Genomic DNA, 16,270 nt, shown 5'->3' with positions numbered 1-16,270 from the left:
GGCTGGTCGGCATGGGTGTCGGCGAAGGCGCGCAGCACACCGGGGATGATCCGGCCGGGGTTGCGGCCGGCGGTGTTCATGTCCATGAGCCGGACTTGCTCGGCGTCGGCACCGAGTTCGGCGCGCAGCAGTGCGAGGTTGGGCCCCGGGACGGCCACGGCGACCGGTTCCCCGGCGGCGAGTCCGGACCGGATGAACGGGACGGTGCCCGCTGCTGACGACGGGCAAGCTTGCCGCAGGCCACGCGGCCGTGGTGAAACGTGCGCCGGGGTCAACCGCCGTGGTCATCTCACTACGAACCGCCGAGGGCGACGTCGAGCGCATTCCGACCAAGTTCGGGCTTCGTCGGCGGGGGCCAGGTCGCCGCGTACCGATCCGGCACCGGTACTTCGTGACAGTCAGTGGCTGGCTCTCTACGATTGTGCCGCACAGTCATCGAGTCGGCTGTCCGGATGCGTGGTCGCACCGAGACGGGGTGAATACATGTCGGTCATGTCGCTGCCACCGGTCCGTGGCCGCCTGCGCATGCCGCCATCCGGGCTGTCGTCACCGGTGTTGACGACGGTCGTGGTCACCGTGGGATTCGCGGCCACGTTCCGGGTGTGGGCGCTGCTGCCCTCCCTGGAGCCGGAGCTGACGGGGCTCGGGATCAGCGGGCTCGGGTTGCTGGTGGCGGTACCGCTCATAACGGGAGCGCTGGCACGATTCCCGGCCGGGGTACTCACCGACCGTTTCGGGGCACGGCTGGTGTTGCCCGTGATCAGCTTGGCCGTGGCGGTGCCGTTGCTGGTGGCCGGAATCGTGGGTTCGGTGACGGTCGCCCTGATCGCGATCGTTTGCGCAGGCGGGGCCGCGGGTTCGATGTTCGCGGCCGGGGTCGCGGTCATCGCGCGGGCTTACCCGCCGGCTCGACGCGGCCGGGCGCTGGGTGTGTTCGGCTTCGGGATGGCCGGGGCCGCCACGGTCGATCTGCTCTGGCCACACGCCTCCGCTCGCCTGGTACTGGTGTCTGCGGCAGCCGCACTCGCGGCGTTCGCGCTGCTGGCGGCGCTGGTCGTGCGGGACGAGCCAGGAACGGGCAGGACCCGGTCTGCGCGGCAGATCGCGGCCGCGGCGGTGCGCGTCCCCGCGGTGCCGCAGCTGGCCGCGCTGTACGCGGTGGCCTTCGGCGTGCTGATCGCGACCGCGACCTATCTGCCGCCCTACCTGCGCATCGAATACGGCCTGACCGGGAACCAGGCGGTTCTGCTCACCGCGGCGTTCGTCGCCGGGGCGGCCGTGCTGCGCCCCTTTGGTGGCTGGCTGGCCGACGAGCACGCCGGCGCCCGGATGCTGGCCGCCTGCTTCACGGTCGCCGGTGTCTGCGTGGTGGCCCAGGCGTTTGCACCGCCGCTGACACCGTGGACGGTCCTGCTGCTCGCGGGGATCGCCGTCAGCCTGGGTGTGGCCAGTGGTGTGCTGCTCGCCCTGATCGGGATCCTTGCCCGGCCCGAGCAGGTCGGTGCGGTCGCCGGTGTGGTCGGCACGGCCGGCGCGGTGGGTGGGCTGGTGCCGCCGTTGCTGCTGGCCGGTGTCCACGCCGTGAACGGTTCCTTCGGGATCGGCATGACGCTGCTGGCCGCCGGGCTGTTCGCCGTCGCGGCCCACGTCCGACGGCATCACCGGTGGATCGACGCCGTGCCCGTACCAGGCCACGACACTGCATCCGGCGCGGCGGATGGGGCCTTGGCGCATTCGGCAGTTCGGACGTTGACCACGGCCACCCACACCCTGGTCGACGAATTCGACGTCCTCGAGTTCCTGCAACGGCTGGCGACCGGGAGCGCGGACCTGCCCCAGGTCGACGCGGCCGGCGTCATGCTGGTCGGGCACCATGGCCGGCTGCAGACCCTGGCCTGCTCCGATGGTCAGCCCGGGCCGGCGCAGCTGCTGGAGGTCCAGAACGACGCCGGCCCGGGCCGTGACTGCCTCCGCACCGGCACCCCGGTCACCTGTCCCGACCTGGCGGCCGCGGAACCTGGCTGGACCCGGTTCGCGGCACTCGCACTGGCGGCAGGCTACAGATCGGCACACGTATTGCCGATCCGCCTGCGGGCCGAGACCGTCGGGACGCTCGTCTTGTTCAGCACCCGCACCGGGAACATCCCGCAGGCCGCGCTGCGCGCCGGCCAGGCGTTCGCCGACCTGGCCGCTGTCGGTCTGCTGCAGGAATCCACCATCCGCCTGGAGTACCTGCCGCTGCTGCAGCAGCAGGCCATCCTCAACCGCAAGGTCACCGTCGACCAGGCCACGGGCATCCTCGCCGAACGGCTCGCCGTGGACATGAACACCGCATTCGCCTTGCTGCGCGGCCATGACAAGCCACTGGGCGATGTGGCCCTCGACGTGATCGGCGGATGGCTCCCACCCGCCGGCCGCCGAACAGACTGATCACCCACGTTGGGCCCCAACGGGGAAACCGTGGCAACCCGAGCGTGGGAAGCATCGAGAACGTGGCGGCGATACGCGACGAGTGGGGCGAGGACTCCCTGCTGGCGACGCTGTGGGCGTCGCTCGGGGCGCTGGCGGAAGAACGCGGCCTGCGGATCTCCCTGGAGTTCGTGTGCGACGTCGTCGCGGAAAAGCTGGGAGCGGCGGCGGTCTGCCTGGTCAGGTCCAGCGGGGTGGGTATCGATGACCTGCGGTACTCGAACGGCGACTTCGGCGACCGGCTCATCGAGATCGAAGTCATCGTGTTCCCGCTGGCGGTGGGGGTGGTCCGGGCCGGGGTGTTGGCGGTCTACCACACGGAACCGGGTGCACCGGCGACGGCGAAGCTGCGTGAGGCGCTGGTGTTCGCCGATCTGGTGCTCGCTTTGTTGCTGGTGGAACTGGCCGGTCCGGCCCAGCCGGTTCCGGGGCCGCCGGGGGACGGTTTTCCGTTGGTGGGGCCGGTCCACCGGTAGGCCTCGTGCGGCCAGCGGTCCGGCCGTTCGGGGGACCGTGCTGTACATCGAACGCCGCCAGGAAGTAAATTGTCTCTGTTGCCCCAGACCTCGGTGGCAGGCGTGTCGCTTGTGATATTGGATGACCCAGCCGAGGTTCAGTTATGGGAAGGTCAGTCGCACGCAAGCCCGAGGTTGTGGCGTGCGAAACGTCTTTACCCGAGCAGCAAGGGCGCGCCGACCCGGTCGCAGCGGGTGCCGCCGGAGGGCGCCATGTCCTGCGAGGCGGTACGCCTCATCGTGTAGCCTCGCCGACCCGCAGCCGGTCGCCGCCGCGGACTTGCCCGTCCGGTCGCCGTGTCAACCCCGAGCGGCGTTGAAGTGAACACAAGGTGACACAGGCAACAGCCAGTTTTCTGCCTCATCAGTACAAATGTTTCCGTTGAGGCCCAACGGTTGCCAGAGTTGTGGCATACAGATCTGAAAGTGAGTGATGCGTCATGCCGGATGTCGTTGCGGAGAACAGGCTGTTATCAAAGGATAACGCGAACCGTGTTTCCGCCGTTTTCAATGTCGCTGCTGCTGCTACCGCTATTGGCACGGCGGTGGCGTTGGCATTTCCAGAACCGGCGGTATCGAAGGCTATGGCGATCCGTTTGGGTATCACCTCAGGTGTTTGCTGGTATGTCTCGGCCATGTTCGGCGCTTACGCGCTCGATCCGCCACGGGATGACTTTGGCGAAGTGTCGGAAAGTGGTGCGACCTTCAGGGAAGACTTGGTGACAGACGAGGAGCCGTTCGCTTCTCTGCACAGGTTCGCCGGCCGTGGTCTGGTGCTGACAGATGCTCTCGCGGCCCTCGTGCGCTCGCTGGAACGGTATGACGGCGCGATAGCTGCGGAAGATGCTGATGCGGCCTCCACGCAAGCCGCTGCCGCGCAAACCAATGCGATTTCCGCAGCAGACCAACTCGACTTTTTTCAACAGTTCGCACCGCAGGTCAACGCCGCCTGGGACAGCACCTTGACCGAGGCCGCCATCGACTGGAACTCGGTAACTGTGGATCAGGCGCACCAAGCATTTGTCGACGCCTGGGGCGACCCCCCTGACAGCCCTTCGGAACCGATGCAGGAATTCCTCACGTCCGTCGAAGGACTTTCGTCGGAGACGCTGTCACCCGATGGACAGCATCCCATTCTGGACGCGGGCGAGGCGCCGGCACGGCCGGACATTCTCCTTACCGAGGAATTCCTACAGGAACTGAGTGATACGTCCACCCAACTGAGACAGCTCGTCGCCTGATTCCGGCCGGAACACATTCAGGTCCCCTGCTCGCGACCGAAGCCATCCGACTACGCGGGTCACCAAGAACGCCGCCCACGGGTGGCCGCTGACCATCATCGAGCCCCTGGGAGCCGCGCCATGGACAAGTCGACTCTCCGTCATCGCCTGGCCCTCTCCTGGCGGGACGAGGTGCGGTTCGAGGCGTTCGTGCGCAGCGACGACGGAAACGTCGAGCACTACTGGGCGAGCGAGGACGGCTCGGTCGGGCCGGAGGACCTCGGAGGCTCCTTCGATACCGATCCGGTCGCCGTCGGCAACCACCTGATCGGACGCTCGGGTAACCAGCTGGTCGACTGGGTATGGGACTCCCACACTGAGCCGCAGCTGCTCGGAACGCCGCGGGTGGTGGTCCTGCCAGGGCTGTGCGCGACGCAGCCCGAGGTGATCGCCACCCAGGGACGGCTCGACGTTTTCGCGCCGAGCCTGGACGGGCCGATGCGGCACTGGTTCCTGCTCTCCGCCGATGAGGGTTGGCAGGGCCCGGAGGTGCTGACCGAGGACGTCGCCGACATCTTCACGCAGCCGTGCGCGGTCAGCCGCGCGGCGGGCACCTTCGACGTGTTCACCATCGACAACCAGAACCACGGCCTGCGGCACTGGTTCAACGACGCCAAGGGGTGGCACTGCGAGCGCCGCACCCGCGGCGCAGCCGGAGAGAACCTCACCGGCCGACCGACCGCGCTGTGGTCCACCGACAAGCGGGCGGACGTCTTCGCGCTCCGCTCCGACGGCGTCCCGATCCACTGGGGTTTCGATGGCCGCACCTGGTTCGCCGACGAGATCCGGCTTCGTGACACGGCTCTCCAGGTTCCGACCGAGCTGACGCTGGTCAGCGTGCGACCCAAGCAGCTGACCCTGCTGGCTCGCGGGGCCGGCCCGAACACCGGGCAGAACACCGCCGCCTGGAACCTCGACCCCTCGCCGCCGGGCGACTGGCGTGAGCAGGGCTTCGAGGGCAGCCCGTTCCCGTGGGCGTTGACGGCGCACGACTCGAGCGTGCAGCTGCCGGACGGCCGAGTCGAGGAGCAGGGTCTGATGAACGCGCTTACGAGGGAGTCCGACGGGTCCTTCACGAACAGGTGGTTCACGCTGACCGCCGAGCACTCCATCGACGGGTTCGCCGGCTGGGAGCTGACCGCCGAGATCCGGCTGATCCCGGAGGACCCGGTGGTGGCGCCGCCCGGCCCCTTTACTCCCGCGGTCGTGGAGGTCGAGATGCTGGCCCGACGACCCGAGGATCTGGTGCTGATGGGCGTGCGCTGGAACGACGCCTTCGACGTGGTCGCGGGATCTCCTGGGGAGCTGGTTGCCCAGGCCGGCGCCGAGCTGGCCGTCACCCTGTCGCCCCAGCACTACGCCGAGGAGGTGGTTCCCGCCGACGGCGACGGTCAGCCGTCACTGGGGTCGAGCACCGGCGGCGTACCAGTGTGGCAGTCCAGTCCGAGCGGTCCCAGCCGGGTCGTGGTCACCCTCGACGAGGAGACCCGCGTCGCGCTGACCGTGGAAGGAGTCCTCGACGCACTGCGCACCGGGCGCCTGGTCCCGGCAGCGAACCTGACTGAGGCAGGCACCCAGTTGGAGCTCCCGTGCCGACTGCTGATGACCCCGTTCCGGCCGGACGGCGGAGCGATCGGGCTGGACCACGCGAGCGAGGTCGTCTCCGGGCCGGGCGGGACCGTCGGCCTGTGGAACTCCCGGATCGCAGCCGAGGGCAGCGAGCCCACCGCACCCGCCGGGCTGACCCTGCGACCGCTCGGCGTCGACGTCAGGGACCCGTTCGACACCAGCCTCTCCGGAGCATCGCGGGCCCGCATCCTGGCCGAGGAGCCGACGGCGCGCATCGACCGGCTGCGCCTGAGCAGCCTCGGCGGCTCCCTGACGGCCAAGGGCGTCTGGCCGACCTTCGAGTGGGACCACGTGGCCTCGCTCGGCCGCGACCACTATGTCCGCACCGCGATGAAGGGCGTGCTGTACCCGTGGGGCAACCCCGCCGTCTATGTCGAGACCAGCGAACGCCGCCTCGATACCACCGCGGCAGGGTCGGTCGCCCATTTGCGGAAGCGGTCGGTGCTGATCGTCACCGAGCCGGTCCACGACCTGGCGCCGTCGCGGGCCTTCCCCTTCACCCAGGTGCGTCTCCAGCGGACGCTGCTCGAGCTCGGTGGCGACCCGGGGTTCGTGAGCAGGGACTTCCCGCCCCCGGCCGCGGAGGGGCTGCGTGAGCAGCGGGCGTTCCTCGTCGCAGTGGCCGACGGCATGCTGCCCGACCTCCACGGCGTCGACGGCTTCACTCCGGGCGAACCGGTCGTCGAGGACCTCGCCTTCTTCGATGGCTTGACCGATCCGGCGACGGCGGAGGTCGCCCGCAAGTACGTCGACACCGGGGTGGCGATCATGAAGGTAGATGACACGCTGGCTGCCCTGGAGTTCGGCGGCACCGCGCCGGTCGGCATTTACTTCGTGCCCGGGGGCGAGACCACGCCGATCACGTTTCCTGCCCTGCTGCACGGTCCGTCGGGGGATGTCCAGGTCGACCTGCCGGTCGTGTTCTTCGCGGATGTCCGCATGCCCGCGGGCCTCATGCATCCGGCGTACCGGTCCTTCGAGGACACCGAGAAGCTCGCCGAGGTCGCCGACGCCTGGGTCCGCATGGGTGACGGCGACACTCCGATCAACCCACTCCGCCTCGACATGGTCGGCGCGGCCGAACCGAGGCCCGCCGACCAGCCGGAGGTACGGCGCCTGCACATCGTCGGGGAGCAGCGTGACGGCGGCTTCGTGCCCCGGCTGGGGTCGGCGCCGCTGCCGGGAGAAGCGGTACCGCCGGCGGACCGCTGGGCCTTCGAGATGGCGATGAGCGAGTTGAGCGCGCTGGTGGGTCACCAGGGGCCGGGTGGGGCGCCGACGTTGAAGGTGGCGTTGAGCCCGGAGCTGCTGGGTGGCAGTGCGGACCCGGGCCTGCTGTTCCTCGCACCCGCGGGCACTGACGCCTTGAAGATGTCGTTCTCGCGCAACTGCGCACGCAGTGGAGGTCTGGCGGCTCCGGACCTGGTGATCGACGGGGTGTCCCGATCCGACGGTCCGGTGCAGGCGGCATCGTTCGTGGAACAGGTCATCAGCGGGCACCCTGACCCACTCAAGTTCCTGGACTCCGAGGCGTCGCTGCTGGGGTTCAGTCTTGCGGACCTGATCGACTCAGCCGAGATCGAGGGCGCGCCGAAGATCCTCTCCGACCCGACGCCGGGACGGCCTCCCGAGGTGACAATGAGCTGGCCGAAGGTACCGCTGAAGACCACCAAGGGTGCATTCGTCACCAAAGCCACCTCCGCCCTGGCCCTGGAGGTGACACTGGCTCCGGATCATCAGAGGGTGGAGTGCACGGTCACCGACGTGATCCTCGCGTTCCCCGACCGCAACGACCCGCCCAAGCTGCTGGAGGTCAGTCTGGGCACAGTCAAGTTCCTCCAAGAGGGCGGCGGCGTCCCGTCGATCTCGGTGGAGGACGTGACCACCACGTTCTTCGGTTTCCTCAAGCTCCTCGAGAAGCTCCAAAACGCCGTCGACTTCTCCGGCGGGGCACCGGGCATCGAGGCGTCCGACGCCGGGGTGACGGCGACGTTCGACCTGCCCGTGCCGGACGTCACGACGGGTGGCTTCCAGCTCACGGGCCTTTCGTTCCACGGCGTCATCGACGTGCCGTTCGACAAGCGACCGGTGACCATCGGGCTGGCCTTCGCCAGCCGCGAGGACCCGTTCAACGTCAGCATCCTCGCCCTCGGCGGCGGCGGGTACGTCGACATCCTGCTCGACAGCGACGGACTCCGGCGCCTCGAGATCGCCCTGGAGTTCGGCGCCAGCCTGGAGGTCGACTTCTTCGTCGCGATCGGCGAGGTACACGCGATGGGCGGGATCCGGGTCGTCGAGGACAACGGTCTGTCCTTCGCGGGCTACCTGCGGCTCGGCGGCATGGTCGAGGTGCTCGGCCTCGTGTCCGTCTCGATCGAGCTCGTGGTGACGCTCACCTACGAAGACACCGAGGACCACCCCAACTCCATGGTCGGCCGGGCCACGTTGGTGCTCGAGATCGACCTGCTCCTGTTCAGTGACAGCGTGGAGCTCGACAGCGGTCCCTGGGTGCTCGCCGGCGACAGCCCCGCCAGCCAGCCGCTCCCCGCACCCCCACCCGGCGGCGGGCCCGAGCTCGGCCCGGCCTTCGCGCCCGGCCGCACCACCACCCGCGACCCATTCCTCGGCGTAGGAAGGGCCACCGGCCCGGTCGTCGACCCGGGCGCCTGGCGTGCCTACCGCGACGCCTTCGACGCCGAGGCAATGGACGGAGCGCAGGCATGAGCGAGCTGATGTGGATCCCTGTCCCTGCGGGCCCGACCCGTGGCGACAAGCCGGTGCTCAGCGTCGTGATGACCCCGCGGCTGACCGAGGACCTCTCGAACGCCGGAATGGCGGACTGGCCCGCAGCCGTCAACACCCCAGGGGTGACGTTGCGCGTGCAGACCAGGACGACCGGCAGCACGACGCCCGACGCTGCCGAACCCACAGCGACGCTGCGATCGGAGGCACGCTCGGACGTGTGGCAGCGGTTCTTCGGCACGATCGGCGTCCGGCCGTTCTCCCCACCGCGCGGATACCACAAGCCGGTGGTGACCGAGACCAGCCTAGAGGCGACGAAAGTCCACGCCACCTACCAGCGGGCGGCAGTCACCGTGGCCGCGCCGAAGACAGTCGGGCGGGAGCTCCGGCGGTGGGAGGGCGAAGGCCCGGACGAGCGCCAGGCCGAACTCGACACGGCCGAGAGCCGTGATCCCGTGCCCGACTTCCACCGAGCCGTGGCGATGCTCCGTGAGCACCCGCACATGCTGAGGCTGCTGGGACTCATCGTCGACGTCGAACTCGACGGCCTGCCGGAAGCGTCGGGCAACCGGGAGATCTCCGTGACATGGGACGCCTCGCCAGTGCCGGTAAGCCAGCGCTGGACCCGCTACGAATTCGCCGACGGGCTCTTCGTCCCGGCCGCGGACGGAGACCTCGAACGAGGGCTCGTCGACCTGTCCGACGAGGACCGCTGGCGGATCATCACCTTCGACGTCGACGGCGGAGTGGGCCGTCTCCGGGGAGCGGCGCGCACCCGGGGCGGCGACCGGCCTCAGGGTCCGCCCGAGGCTGGGGTCCGGCCCACCTTGCCGCCGCTGCGCTCTGCGGGCCTGATGCTGACCCGCGTTGGCCGGAAGGACCGCCTGGACGAGAAGAGCGCCCAAGGCCTCGCCGCATCCACGGGCGGACATGCCGACAAGGTGCTCACCGCAGAGGACCTGGTGCTGGGCTACCGGGTCGATGTCCGGCTCCAAAACAGCGACACCTGGTTCTCGCTGCACCGTCGGAACGCGACGTACCGGGTCGGCGACCTGCCGAAGATCGACGTCGAGGACGAGGAAGGGCACCTCAAGCCCAACGCGGCCGTGTTGGACGACAAAGGGCTGCGTACCAACGAGGTGGTGGCCTGTTGGGCCGGCTGGAGCCTGTCGGTGCCGAGGCCGCGACTCGACGGCGGAAGCAACGTCCGCAGGCGGTCGGACCTGGAGATGCCGTACGACTTCGAGGTCGGTTATGAGCCGGTGCCCGCCTCCCTGTTGGAGCTGGAGTTCGGGCGGGCCTACCAGTTGCGCGCCCGGGTGGCCGACCTCGCAGGTGGGGGGCTGCAGGTGCGGGACCGCCCTGCGGGCGGGGCAGCGAAGCTGGAGACCTACGTGCGCTACGAGCCACTCCCACCGCCCCGGCTCGTTCCGCCGGACGGGCTGATGGTGCTCGACGACTCGGCCACAGGTGGGTTCCGCATCGACTCCTCCGTGGTCGGACCGGGCGGGTCGAACGAGCGGCTCGTCATCCGCTCCGAACCCGACGGCGAGGACTTCTCGACGGCGCCGTTCGACTCCGACCCGACCTATCCCGACAACCACCGTCGGCGGTTCGAGGCGCCATTGACGACGTTCGCGCTCGCGGAGCAGCACGGCGTCCTGCGGCTGTCCGACGACGCCGGCGCCGAGCTGGCGTCCATGGCCTTCATGGGCGGTCAAGCCGGAGAGGTAAGCCCGGCCGGCGTCGAGACAGCCCAGCTGACCGACCCGGCGGCGCTCGGGATGGCGGTCGCGGTCTTGACCCAGCCGAGGCTGCTCGACGACGAGAAGTCCGACGACCGGCCCTGGGAGGGCACCTGGCCTCGCAGGATCGCCAAGGACCTCGAGCTGGCTCCGGGTCCGCCGCGGTCGGAACCGCGCGTGGCCTGGCGAACCGAGGACAACCAGGACTCACCCGACGGCGAGGCTTCTCCTCGGGTCCAGGTCATGCTCCCGCCCGGCTGCCAGGTGGAGGTGGAGGTCTCCTCCACGGTGCTCGGCGACTGGATCGGTCGCTTCGCTCTCAACCGCTTCCTGTCCGAACCGCTTCCGGACGAGGACGACGACGAGGAAGACCTCGACGTCGACGCCAACCAAGCCCAGAACGCCATGGTCCGTGGCCGACACCCGCTGCTGAGCCCGCCGCGCTGGCTGCTGCTGACGCATGCCGTACGTTGCCCGCTCGACCGCGCCCACGGAAGGGCCCTGGTCGAGCGGGACGCGGGGCAGACCGTGGCACGGATAGCTCCGACCGACGTCGAGCCGGTGTGGGGCATCCACGTCGCGAGCACGGGCTCGGTGGACGTGAGCGTGTCTTGGCAGGAGTGGGGCGACGCGGCAGAGCCAACGCCGGCCACCGCCGTGGTCGCGCAGGTCAACGTCCCGCGCGGCACCGAGAAGCTGCCTGAGCTGAGCCACGACTTCGGCGACACCAAGCACCGCATGGTCACCGTCGGGCTGACAGCGGTCAGCCGCTTCCGCGACTGCTTCGTGGACACCGACCCGAACCTGTTCCGGCTCGCCGGAGCACTGGACGTAACGTCGGTGAAGAGCTCCGCCCGTCCCGTCGCACCAGTGGTTGTCTCGGTGGTCCCGGCCTTCTCCTGGCAGGAGGAACGCGCCGCAGGCACCGTCACCCGGCACCGGCTCGGCGGCCGGCTCCGCGTCGAGCTCGCGCGGCCGTGGTTCACCACGGGCGAGGGCGAGGGCCTCGCGGTGCTCGTCTGGCCCGGCCCGGAGGATGGCCTTCCCGAGCGATTCCGCGAACAGGTCACCTGGTGCAACCGCGACCCGATCCACGCCACCGAATCCCTCCCAGCGCTCGCCACCGCGGAAAAGCTCAACGGCTTCCAGAACGCCGTCGACCTACCCCTCGTCGAGGGTGGTCCGACCGTGCGCGCCCTCGTCTACCCCGTCTTCTTCCACGAGGGCCACTGGTACGCCGACGTGGAGCTGCCAGGGGTCGCCGCCGCGTCGTACTCTCCGTTCGTCCGGCTCGCGGTGGCGAGGTTCCAGGCTGAGAGCCTCGTTGGCCCGGGCCTGGATCTGCGGATGTCGACCGCGGTCACCGCCGAGCTCTCACCCGTGCTCCCCGACCGGCACCTCGTGGTCGCACGCGGCGCCGGCGGGGTCGACGTGAAACTGTCCGGGTTGGGTCGGCTCGGGGACAGCCAGGCGAACCGGGTGTTCGCCTCGATCGAGCGGCAGGCGGGTCCGGTGGGCGAAGGGGACCTGACCTCGCTGACCCTGAGTGCGCCTGACTTCCCTGCCTGGACGCGGGTGGCCGGTGGCACGGTCAGCGGGACGGTCGATGAGGCGCTCCCCACGCTGGTGCTGCCCACCGACGGGGGTCAGCTGCGGCTAGTGGTCCGCGAAGTCGAGGAGATGCGCAGTGACGCGTCGGCACTCGGCGTCGACGCACCCGACGAGTTGGCTGACCGGACGGTGTTTGTCGACGTGATCGACCTATCAAACCTCTGACCTCGGCCGGTGACTGGCAGATCAGTTCCGCCGGGGGAGCTGCTGATCCCTCTCCTGCGCATCCACAACAGCCCGCACCGGCAAGAACGCCGGGAAGAACCGATCGGTCGCCTCGCGCTACTGGGCCTGGCCGACGATGAGCCCGCCACCGCAGTCTCGGAAGTTCCGGCCTCGGCGGGACAGGCATGACCGGCGCCGACGACGGCGCGGCCGAGCCCGTCGTCGCTGTCGCGACCGAGGTACTCGAGGGCAGCCGGCGTTCATGCTGCCGCCAATGGCGGATTCCCCGCGGGGGTCCGCCATTCGGGTGACGTAGCGCGGATGTTGGTGCAAAACCCTCGCGGATAGCGACCTTGAATAAGGCATGGATGAATAGGATCACTCATCATCAGGTTGCCTGGTGCAACCAGATAAGAGGGCATATAATGTCAGCTATTACCCAGATTCGCCTTCGCCTCGTCACCGGCAACAGGGCGGATGCTTCGTCCAGCGGGGACGTCTTCCTCGGACTTGGCGGCCGTGAGTTCAACGTCGACTCGCACGCTGAAGGCTACAACGATTTTGAGCGGGGCGACGACCGCACGTACGTCTTCGGGGAAGATTCAACGGTACTTCGTCCAGAGCAGAATGATCCACGCACCCCATGGCAGATTGACCACATTGACATCGGCAAGTGTCCTCGATACTTACGCTTCGAGCCGGGGCCTGGCGGCGACTGGAATCTCGAGCGGGTCGAAGTTTGGGCTTCCTGGGAGGGCGGCAGCTTTCACACCGATCGACTCAGAGGAGCTGCGCACCTCTGGTTGGGCGAGTCGCGAGGTAAGGCTCTTTACTTCTCGTAAGATCAAAGTTGAGTTGCCTCACCCGCACTGTCCGCCGCGCCCCAGGGCCGGATGACCTGATCCCGCAGGTCGGCACGACGGCGAAGAACGACGGCCCGGCTTCTGGCATATTGACACCCAGGTCGTGGTGGTCGCTCCAGGTTCGCGACCACCGCGATGGCGGCTGCTCGGAACAGCATTCCCGGCGGCCGGTTACCCGGGTCGACCCGGTGCAGTTCGCTGCGGCGCAACATCGGCTCTTCACCGGGATGCGGCTGCACATCGGCCGCTCCGACATCGCTCACCAGGTCGCCTGGGTGCCCTGGATCAACAGTCTCACGCTGCCCGCGCCTGCCTGCCATCAAGGCTGGTCCGGGCTCGGCGCCGGTGGCGAGATCACCCAGACCCACCAGCAGGTCAGCTGCCGCAAGTGCCTGCGGCTGGCCGGCGAACCCGACGATCCAGCTCAGCAGCCCTGTTCGCATCGCCCGAGCCGGGCGCCTCCTAGCCGTTCTGATCTGCCGCGACTGGCACGCCCTGGTCATCGGCGCGGCGCGTCCCTCGGGCGTCAGCGGTAGTGCTGGCGTTCCCGTCAGGCTGCGTAGCGGGTCACGCTCGGACATAGGCCGATGAGCGGAGCGTTCTCACCTGAACGGGTTAAGTGGGCGTGGTAACGGTTGGTGTCCGTCCGGCGACCTACGCAAATGCCAGGGGAGCGTGATTGCGGACGGCTGGAGCTCCGATGGAACCGAAGCGCAAGAAGGTCGACAACGAGGAACTGGCCGAGGCGGTGGCGTCCGGAGTGGACGATCTGCTGGGCCGCGAAGCCCCGGACTCCACCGAGATCGAGGACATGCCGATCCGCGAGCTCGTGCCGCCCGGGGCGCGCGACAGTCACATCGTGAAGACGGCCGGGTCTACTGTGGCCGCGGGGTCGTTGGGGCTGGCGATGGTCGCGTTCGTCTTCGGCAACGGCAGTCTTTCGGCGGTTGTGTCGGCCGCGTCCGCGGCGGCGAAGGGGTCCGGGACCGTGGGGCCCTACCTGACCTTCGCCAACGCGTTCGTCCTGACCCTGCCGTTGTCGGTCTGCGTGGCCGCGATGGCCTGGGCCGCCTTCGAGGAGAAGATCAAGTCCGTGGGCGCGGTGAGTGGCTGCGTGGTCGGGGCGCTCATCGTGACCTACGTGTCCGGCAACCTGGGCATCGACGGACCCGCGCTGTCGCAGATGGAGACCGCGCTCGCCCGGGCGGGCTCCCACCCTCTGCAGATGGCCGGCGCGGTCGTGAAGGTGTATTTCGAGTACTACACCGTGGTGCCGTTCCTCGGTGGCGTCATCACCGGCATCTTGACCGGCCGGGCGTGCTTCAAGGTGCACAAGCCTGTTAAGGGTCTAGTGCAGTGACCGGAGAGGCTGCAGGCGGCTGCGAGAGATGAATCGACTCGTCGGGGTGCGAAGGCAATGCCCACCGCCCTGGCCGGCGGAGTCCGGACCGCGGGCCACCCGGATCTTGCCGACCGTCTGTGGCGCGACGCCCGCCCGGGCGAGGCCCGGATGGCCTTCTACGGTGACGTCTCCGCCGCACGTGGGCAGCAGGGCGCCGACGACGTGCTCGGCGAGGCCGAGTGGCCGTTCGCGGAGGGCTCGCCGAGGAGTGGCTGGTCCGCGGCCGTCTCCGCCAGCCAGGAGGCCGATCAGGAGACTGCTCGTCGCGAGCTGCGGCTGTTGCACGAGCAGGCCGGGGAGGAACAGGGGGTCCGTGCGGCGGCCCGGCCGGTCCTTGACGCGCTGGTGCGGCTGCGCCCGTTCGCCCGGCGGGGTCACGTTCGCCGAGCGCCTGCTGGTCAGGGCGCTGCCTCAGGTGACCCTGTACCTGACCGACGACGATCTCCGCGGGCGTGTGCAGGCCAGGGTCGCGGATCTGGTCGGGCCGGAGACCGTGATCATGATCGGATATTCTCTCGGCTCGGTGGTCGCATACAAGGCCCTACACCGGCTCAGCCGCCCGTTTCCGCTGCTGATCACTCTCGGGGTCGCCCCTCGGCACCCGCACGATCGTCTACGAGCGCACCCGCCCGCAGCCGCCGGCGGTGCCCGACGGCCTCGCCCGCTGGGTCAACGTCGCCGATCGTGACGACCTGGTCGCGGTCCGCACCGACCTGACGGCCCTCTTCCCCGGCGCGGACGGCGTGCTGGAGAGTGGCTACACGGTGGACAACGGCGCGAAACCGACGAGGCCGCGTTCTACCTGACCAAGCGGGAGGTCGGCGTGGCGGTGGCAGCCGCACTCACCTGATCGGCAACGAAGGCCGTCCACACCAGTTGGTGCGGGCCTGAGTTGCACGACACGCTGAGTCATGCTTCCACTGTCGTCTGGGATGACGACGCGGTTAGACCGTCTTGGGCTCGGTCCCCCCTGGCGGGTGGTGGCCGACGTTTCTCGGGGCGCGCGACGGCCACCACGGTCGGCAGCGTCGTGCAGACCTAACGTCCGGACCGACCCTGCGTGACGCTCGAGGTGACCGGCTGCTTGATCAGCGCTGTATCCGCGGCGTGGGACAGGTCGGCGCGGGAGGCGATCTGGCGATGGCTGCCGCCGAGTGCCTTGGCGGCAGCGACGAGGCGGTCTCGTTCGCTCAGCCAGCCGGCGGCTTGTTCGGCGGCGTGCTCGATGTCCTGCAGCACCTGCGCCAGCTGCGATGTGTTGTCTTCGCTCGGATTCGACACCAGCCGATGGTAACCGGCTCGCACATTGCGGCCGGGGTTGAACGGGTATGGGCCATGGCAACGAGAACGGCCCGTTTCAAGGCGATCGGTAACCATGCCGCTGTTCGGGAGCCGATGCCCGAAGTTCTGTACACGTGTGGTTATCCGCCGTTGCGGAGGATGATCAGCTAGATGTATGAGGCCATGACGTTGGTGACGCCGGTGTGGAGCCGGGACGCTGGTGGTTGATCTCCGGCGGCGGTGTGTGGTCGATGGTAGTTGTAGTGGATGTTCCAGACGGCCAGGGCTGCGGTGCGGTGAGCTTCGCTGGTCCAGACGTGGGCGTAGAGGAACTCTTCGGCCAGGATCCGGTTGTAGCGCTCCACTTTGCCGTTGTGGCGCGGGGTGTAAGGCGTGATCCGCTGATGCCGTGCCCCGCGTAGGACGGTGGCGAAGTCGTTTGCGCGGTAGCAGGAGCCGTTGTCGGTGACCAGGCGGTGGATGTGGGTGATGCCGTGGCGGGCGAAGAACGCCCGAGCCCGGTGGACGAACCCGATCGCGGTCCGGGCGGTTTCGTCGGGCAGGGCTT

10 protein-coding genes and 1 pseudogene are annotated in these 16,270 nt (G+C 69.0%); 7 read left to right on the top strand and 4 right to left on the bottom strand.

Annotated features, from left to right (window positions below; translation table 11 throughout):
* A pseudogene (locus AB0M80_RS43610) lies at nucleotides 1-212 on the bottom strand (MEDS domain-containing protein); the annotation flags it as partial.
* Nucleotides 213-483: 271 nt separating this feature from the next.
* Between AB0M80_RS43610 and AB0M80_RS43605 the strand changes: the two are divergent.
* From AB0M80_RS43605 to AB0M80_RS43585, 5 genes are all read left to right on the top strand, one after another.
* The gene (locus tag AB0M80_RS43605; RefSeq protein WP_364576436.1) at nucleotides 484-2,430 is read left to right on the top strand and encodes an MFS transporter; all 1,947 of its coding nucleotides are present in this window, start codon (nucleotides 484-486) and stop codon (nucleotides 2,428-2,430) included.
* A gap of 62 nt (nucleotides 2,431-2,492) precedes the next feature.
* Nucleotides 2,493-2,945 (top strand): hypothetical protein, encoded by a 453-nt coding sequence (locus AB0M80_RS43600; RefSeq protein WP_364576435.1) that lies wholly within the window; start codon nucleotides 2,493-2,495, stop codon nucleotides 2,943-2,945.
* A 479-nt stretch (nucleotides 2,946-3,424) separates the two neighbouring features.
* Nucleotides 3,425-4,225, top strand: coding sequence for a hypothetical protein (locus AB0M80_RS43595; RefSeq protein WP_364576434.1), 801 nt, complete (start codon nucleotides 3,425-3,427; stop codon nucleotides 4,223-4,225).
* A 120-nt stretch (nucleotides 4,226-4,345) separates the two neighbouring features.
* Complete coding sequence (locus tag AB0M80_RS43590) at nucleotides 4,346-8,617, top strand: hypothetical protein (RefSeq protein ID WP_364576433.1); 4,272 nt, start codon at nucleotides 4,346-4,348, stop codon at nucleotides 8,615-8,617.
* Nucleotides 8,614-12,156: a hypothetical protein gene (locus AB0M80_RS43585; RefSeq protein ID WP_364576432.1), complete on the top strand. Its 3,543-nt coding sequence runs from the start codon at nucleotides 8,614-8,616 to the stop codon at nucleotides 12,154-12,156. The genes AB0M80_RS43590 and AB0M80_RS43585 overlap by 4 nt, the downstream gene beginning before the upstream one ends.
* A gap of 844 nt (nucleotides 12,157-13,000) precedes the next feature.
* On the opposite strand, the gene AB0M80_RS43580 is transcribed toward AB0M80_RS43585, so the two are convergent.
* Nucleotides 13,001-13,462 carry a hypothetical protein gene (locus tag AB0M80_RS43580; RefSeq protein WP_364576431.1) on the bottom strand — a complete coding sequence of 154 codons (462 nt, stop codon included), beginning with the start codon at nucleotides 13,460-13,462 and terminating at the stop codon, nucleotides 13,001-13,003.
* Nucleotides 13,463-13,719: 257 nt separating this feature from the next.
* Between AB0M80_RS43580 and AB0M80_RS43575 the strand changes: the two genes are divergently transcribed.
* A complete protein-coding gene (locus AB0M80_RS43575) occupies nucleotides 13,720-14,379 on the top strand; it encodes a hypothetical protein (RefSeq protein WP_364576430.1) in 660 nt (219 codons plus the stop codon).
* A gap of 686 nt (nucleotides 14,380-15,065) precedes the next feature.
* Nucleotides 15,066-15,227 (top strand): hypothetical protein, encoded by a 162-nt coding sequence (locus AB0M80_RS43570; RefSeq protein WP_364576429.1) that lies wholly within the window; start codon nucleotides 15,066-15,068, stop codon nucleotides 15,225-15,227.
* A 232-nt stretch (nucleotides 15,228-15,459) separates the two neighbouring features.
* Here AB0M80_RS43570 and AB0M80_RS43565 read toward each other — a convergent pair whose 3' ends face one another.
* Nucleotides 15,460-15,702, bottom strand: coding sequence for a hypothetical protein (locus AB0M80_RS43565; protein WP_364576428.1), 243 nt, complete (start codon nucleotides 15,700-15,702; stop codon nucleotides 15,460-15,462).
* Nucleotides 15,703-15,869: 167 nt separating this feature from the next.
* Nucleotides 15,870-16,270, bottom strand: a 401-nt coding sequence (locus tag AB0M80_RS43560; RefSeq protein WP_364576427.1) for an integrase core domain-containing protein, incomplete at its 5' end; no start/stop codon positions are given.

This window comes from Amycolatopsis sp. NPDC051045 (assembly GCF_040682955.1).
In the GTDB taxonomy this organism is placed as follows: Bacteria; Actinomycetota; Actinomycetes; order Mycobacteriales; family Pseudonocardiaceae; genus Amycolatopsis.
This window is presented reverse-complemented; position numbering and strand designations above follow the sequence as displayed.

Bases quoted from the DNA above. Each gene is read 5' to 3' on its own strand.
- AB0M80_RS43580 (WP_364576431.1), bottom strand. From the start codon at position 13,462: ATGCGAACAGGGCTGCTGAGCTGGATCGTCGGGTTCGCCGGCCAGCCG.
- AB0M80_RS43590 (WP_364576433.1), top strand. From the start codon at position 4,346: ATGGACAAGTCGACTCTCCGTCATCGCCTGGCCCTCTCCTGGCGGGAC.
- AB0M80_RS43575 (WP_364576430.1), top strand. From the start codon at position 13,720: ATGGAACCGAAGCGCAAGAAGGTCGACAACGAGGAACTGGCCGAGGCG.
- AB0M80_RS43585 (WP_364576432.1), top strand. From the start codon at position 8,614: ATGAGCGAGCTGATGTGGATCCCTGTCCCTGCGGGCCCGACCCGTGGC.
- AB0M80_RS43605 (WP_364576436.1), top strand. From the start codon at position 484: ATGTCGGTCATGTCGCTGCCACCGGTCCGTGGCCGCCTGCGCATGCCG.
- AB0M80_RS43595 (WP_364576434.1), top strand. From the start codon at position 3,425: ATGCCGGATGTCGTTGCGGAGAACAGGCTGTTATCAAAGGATAACGCG.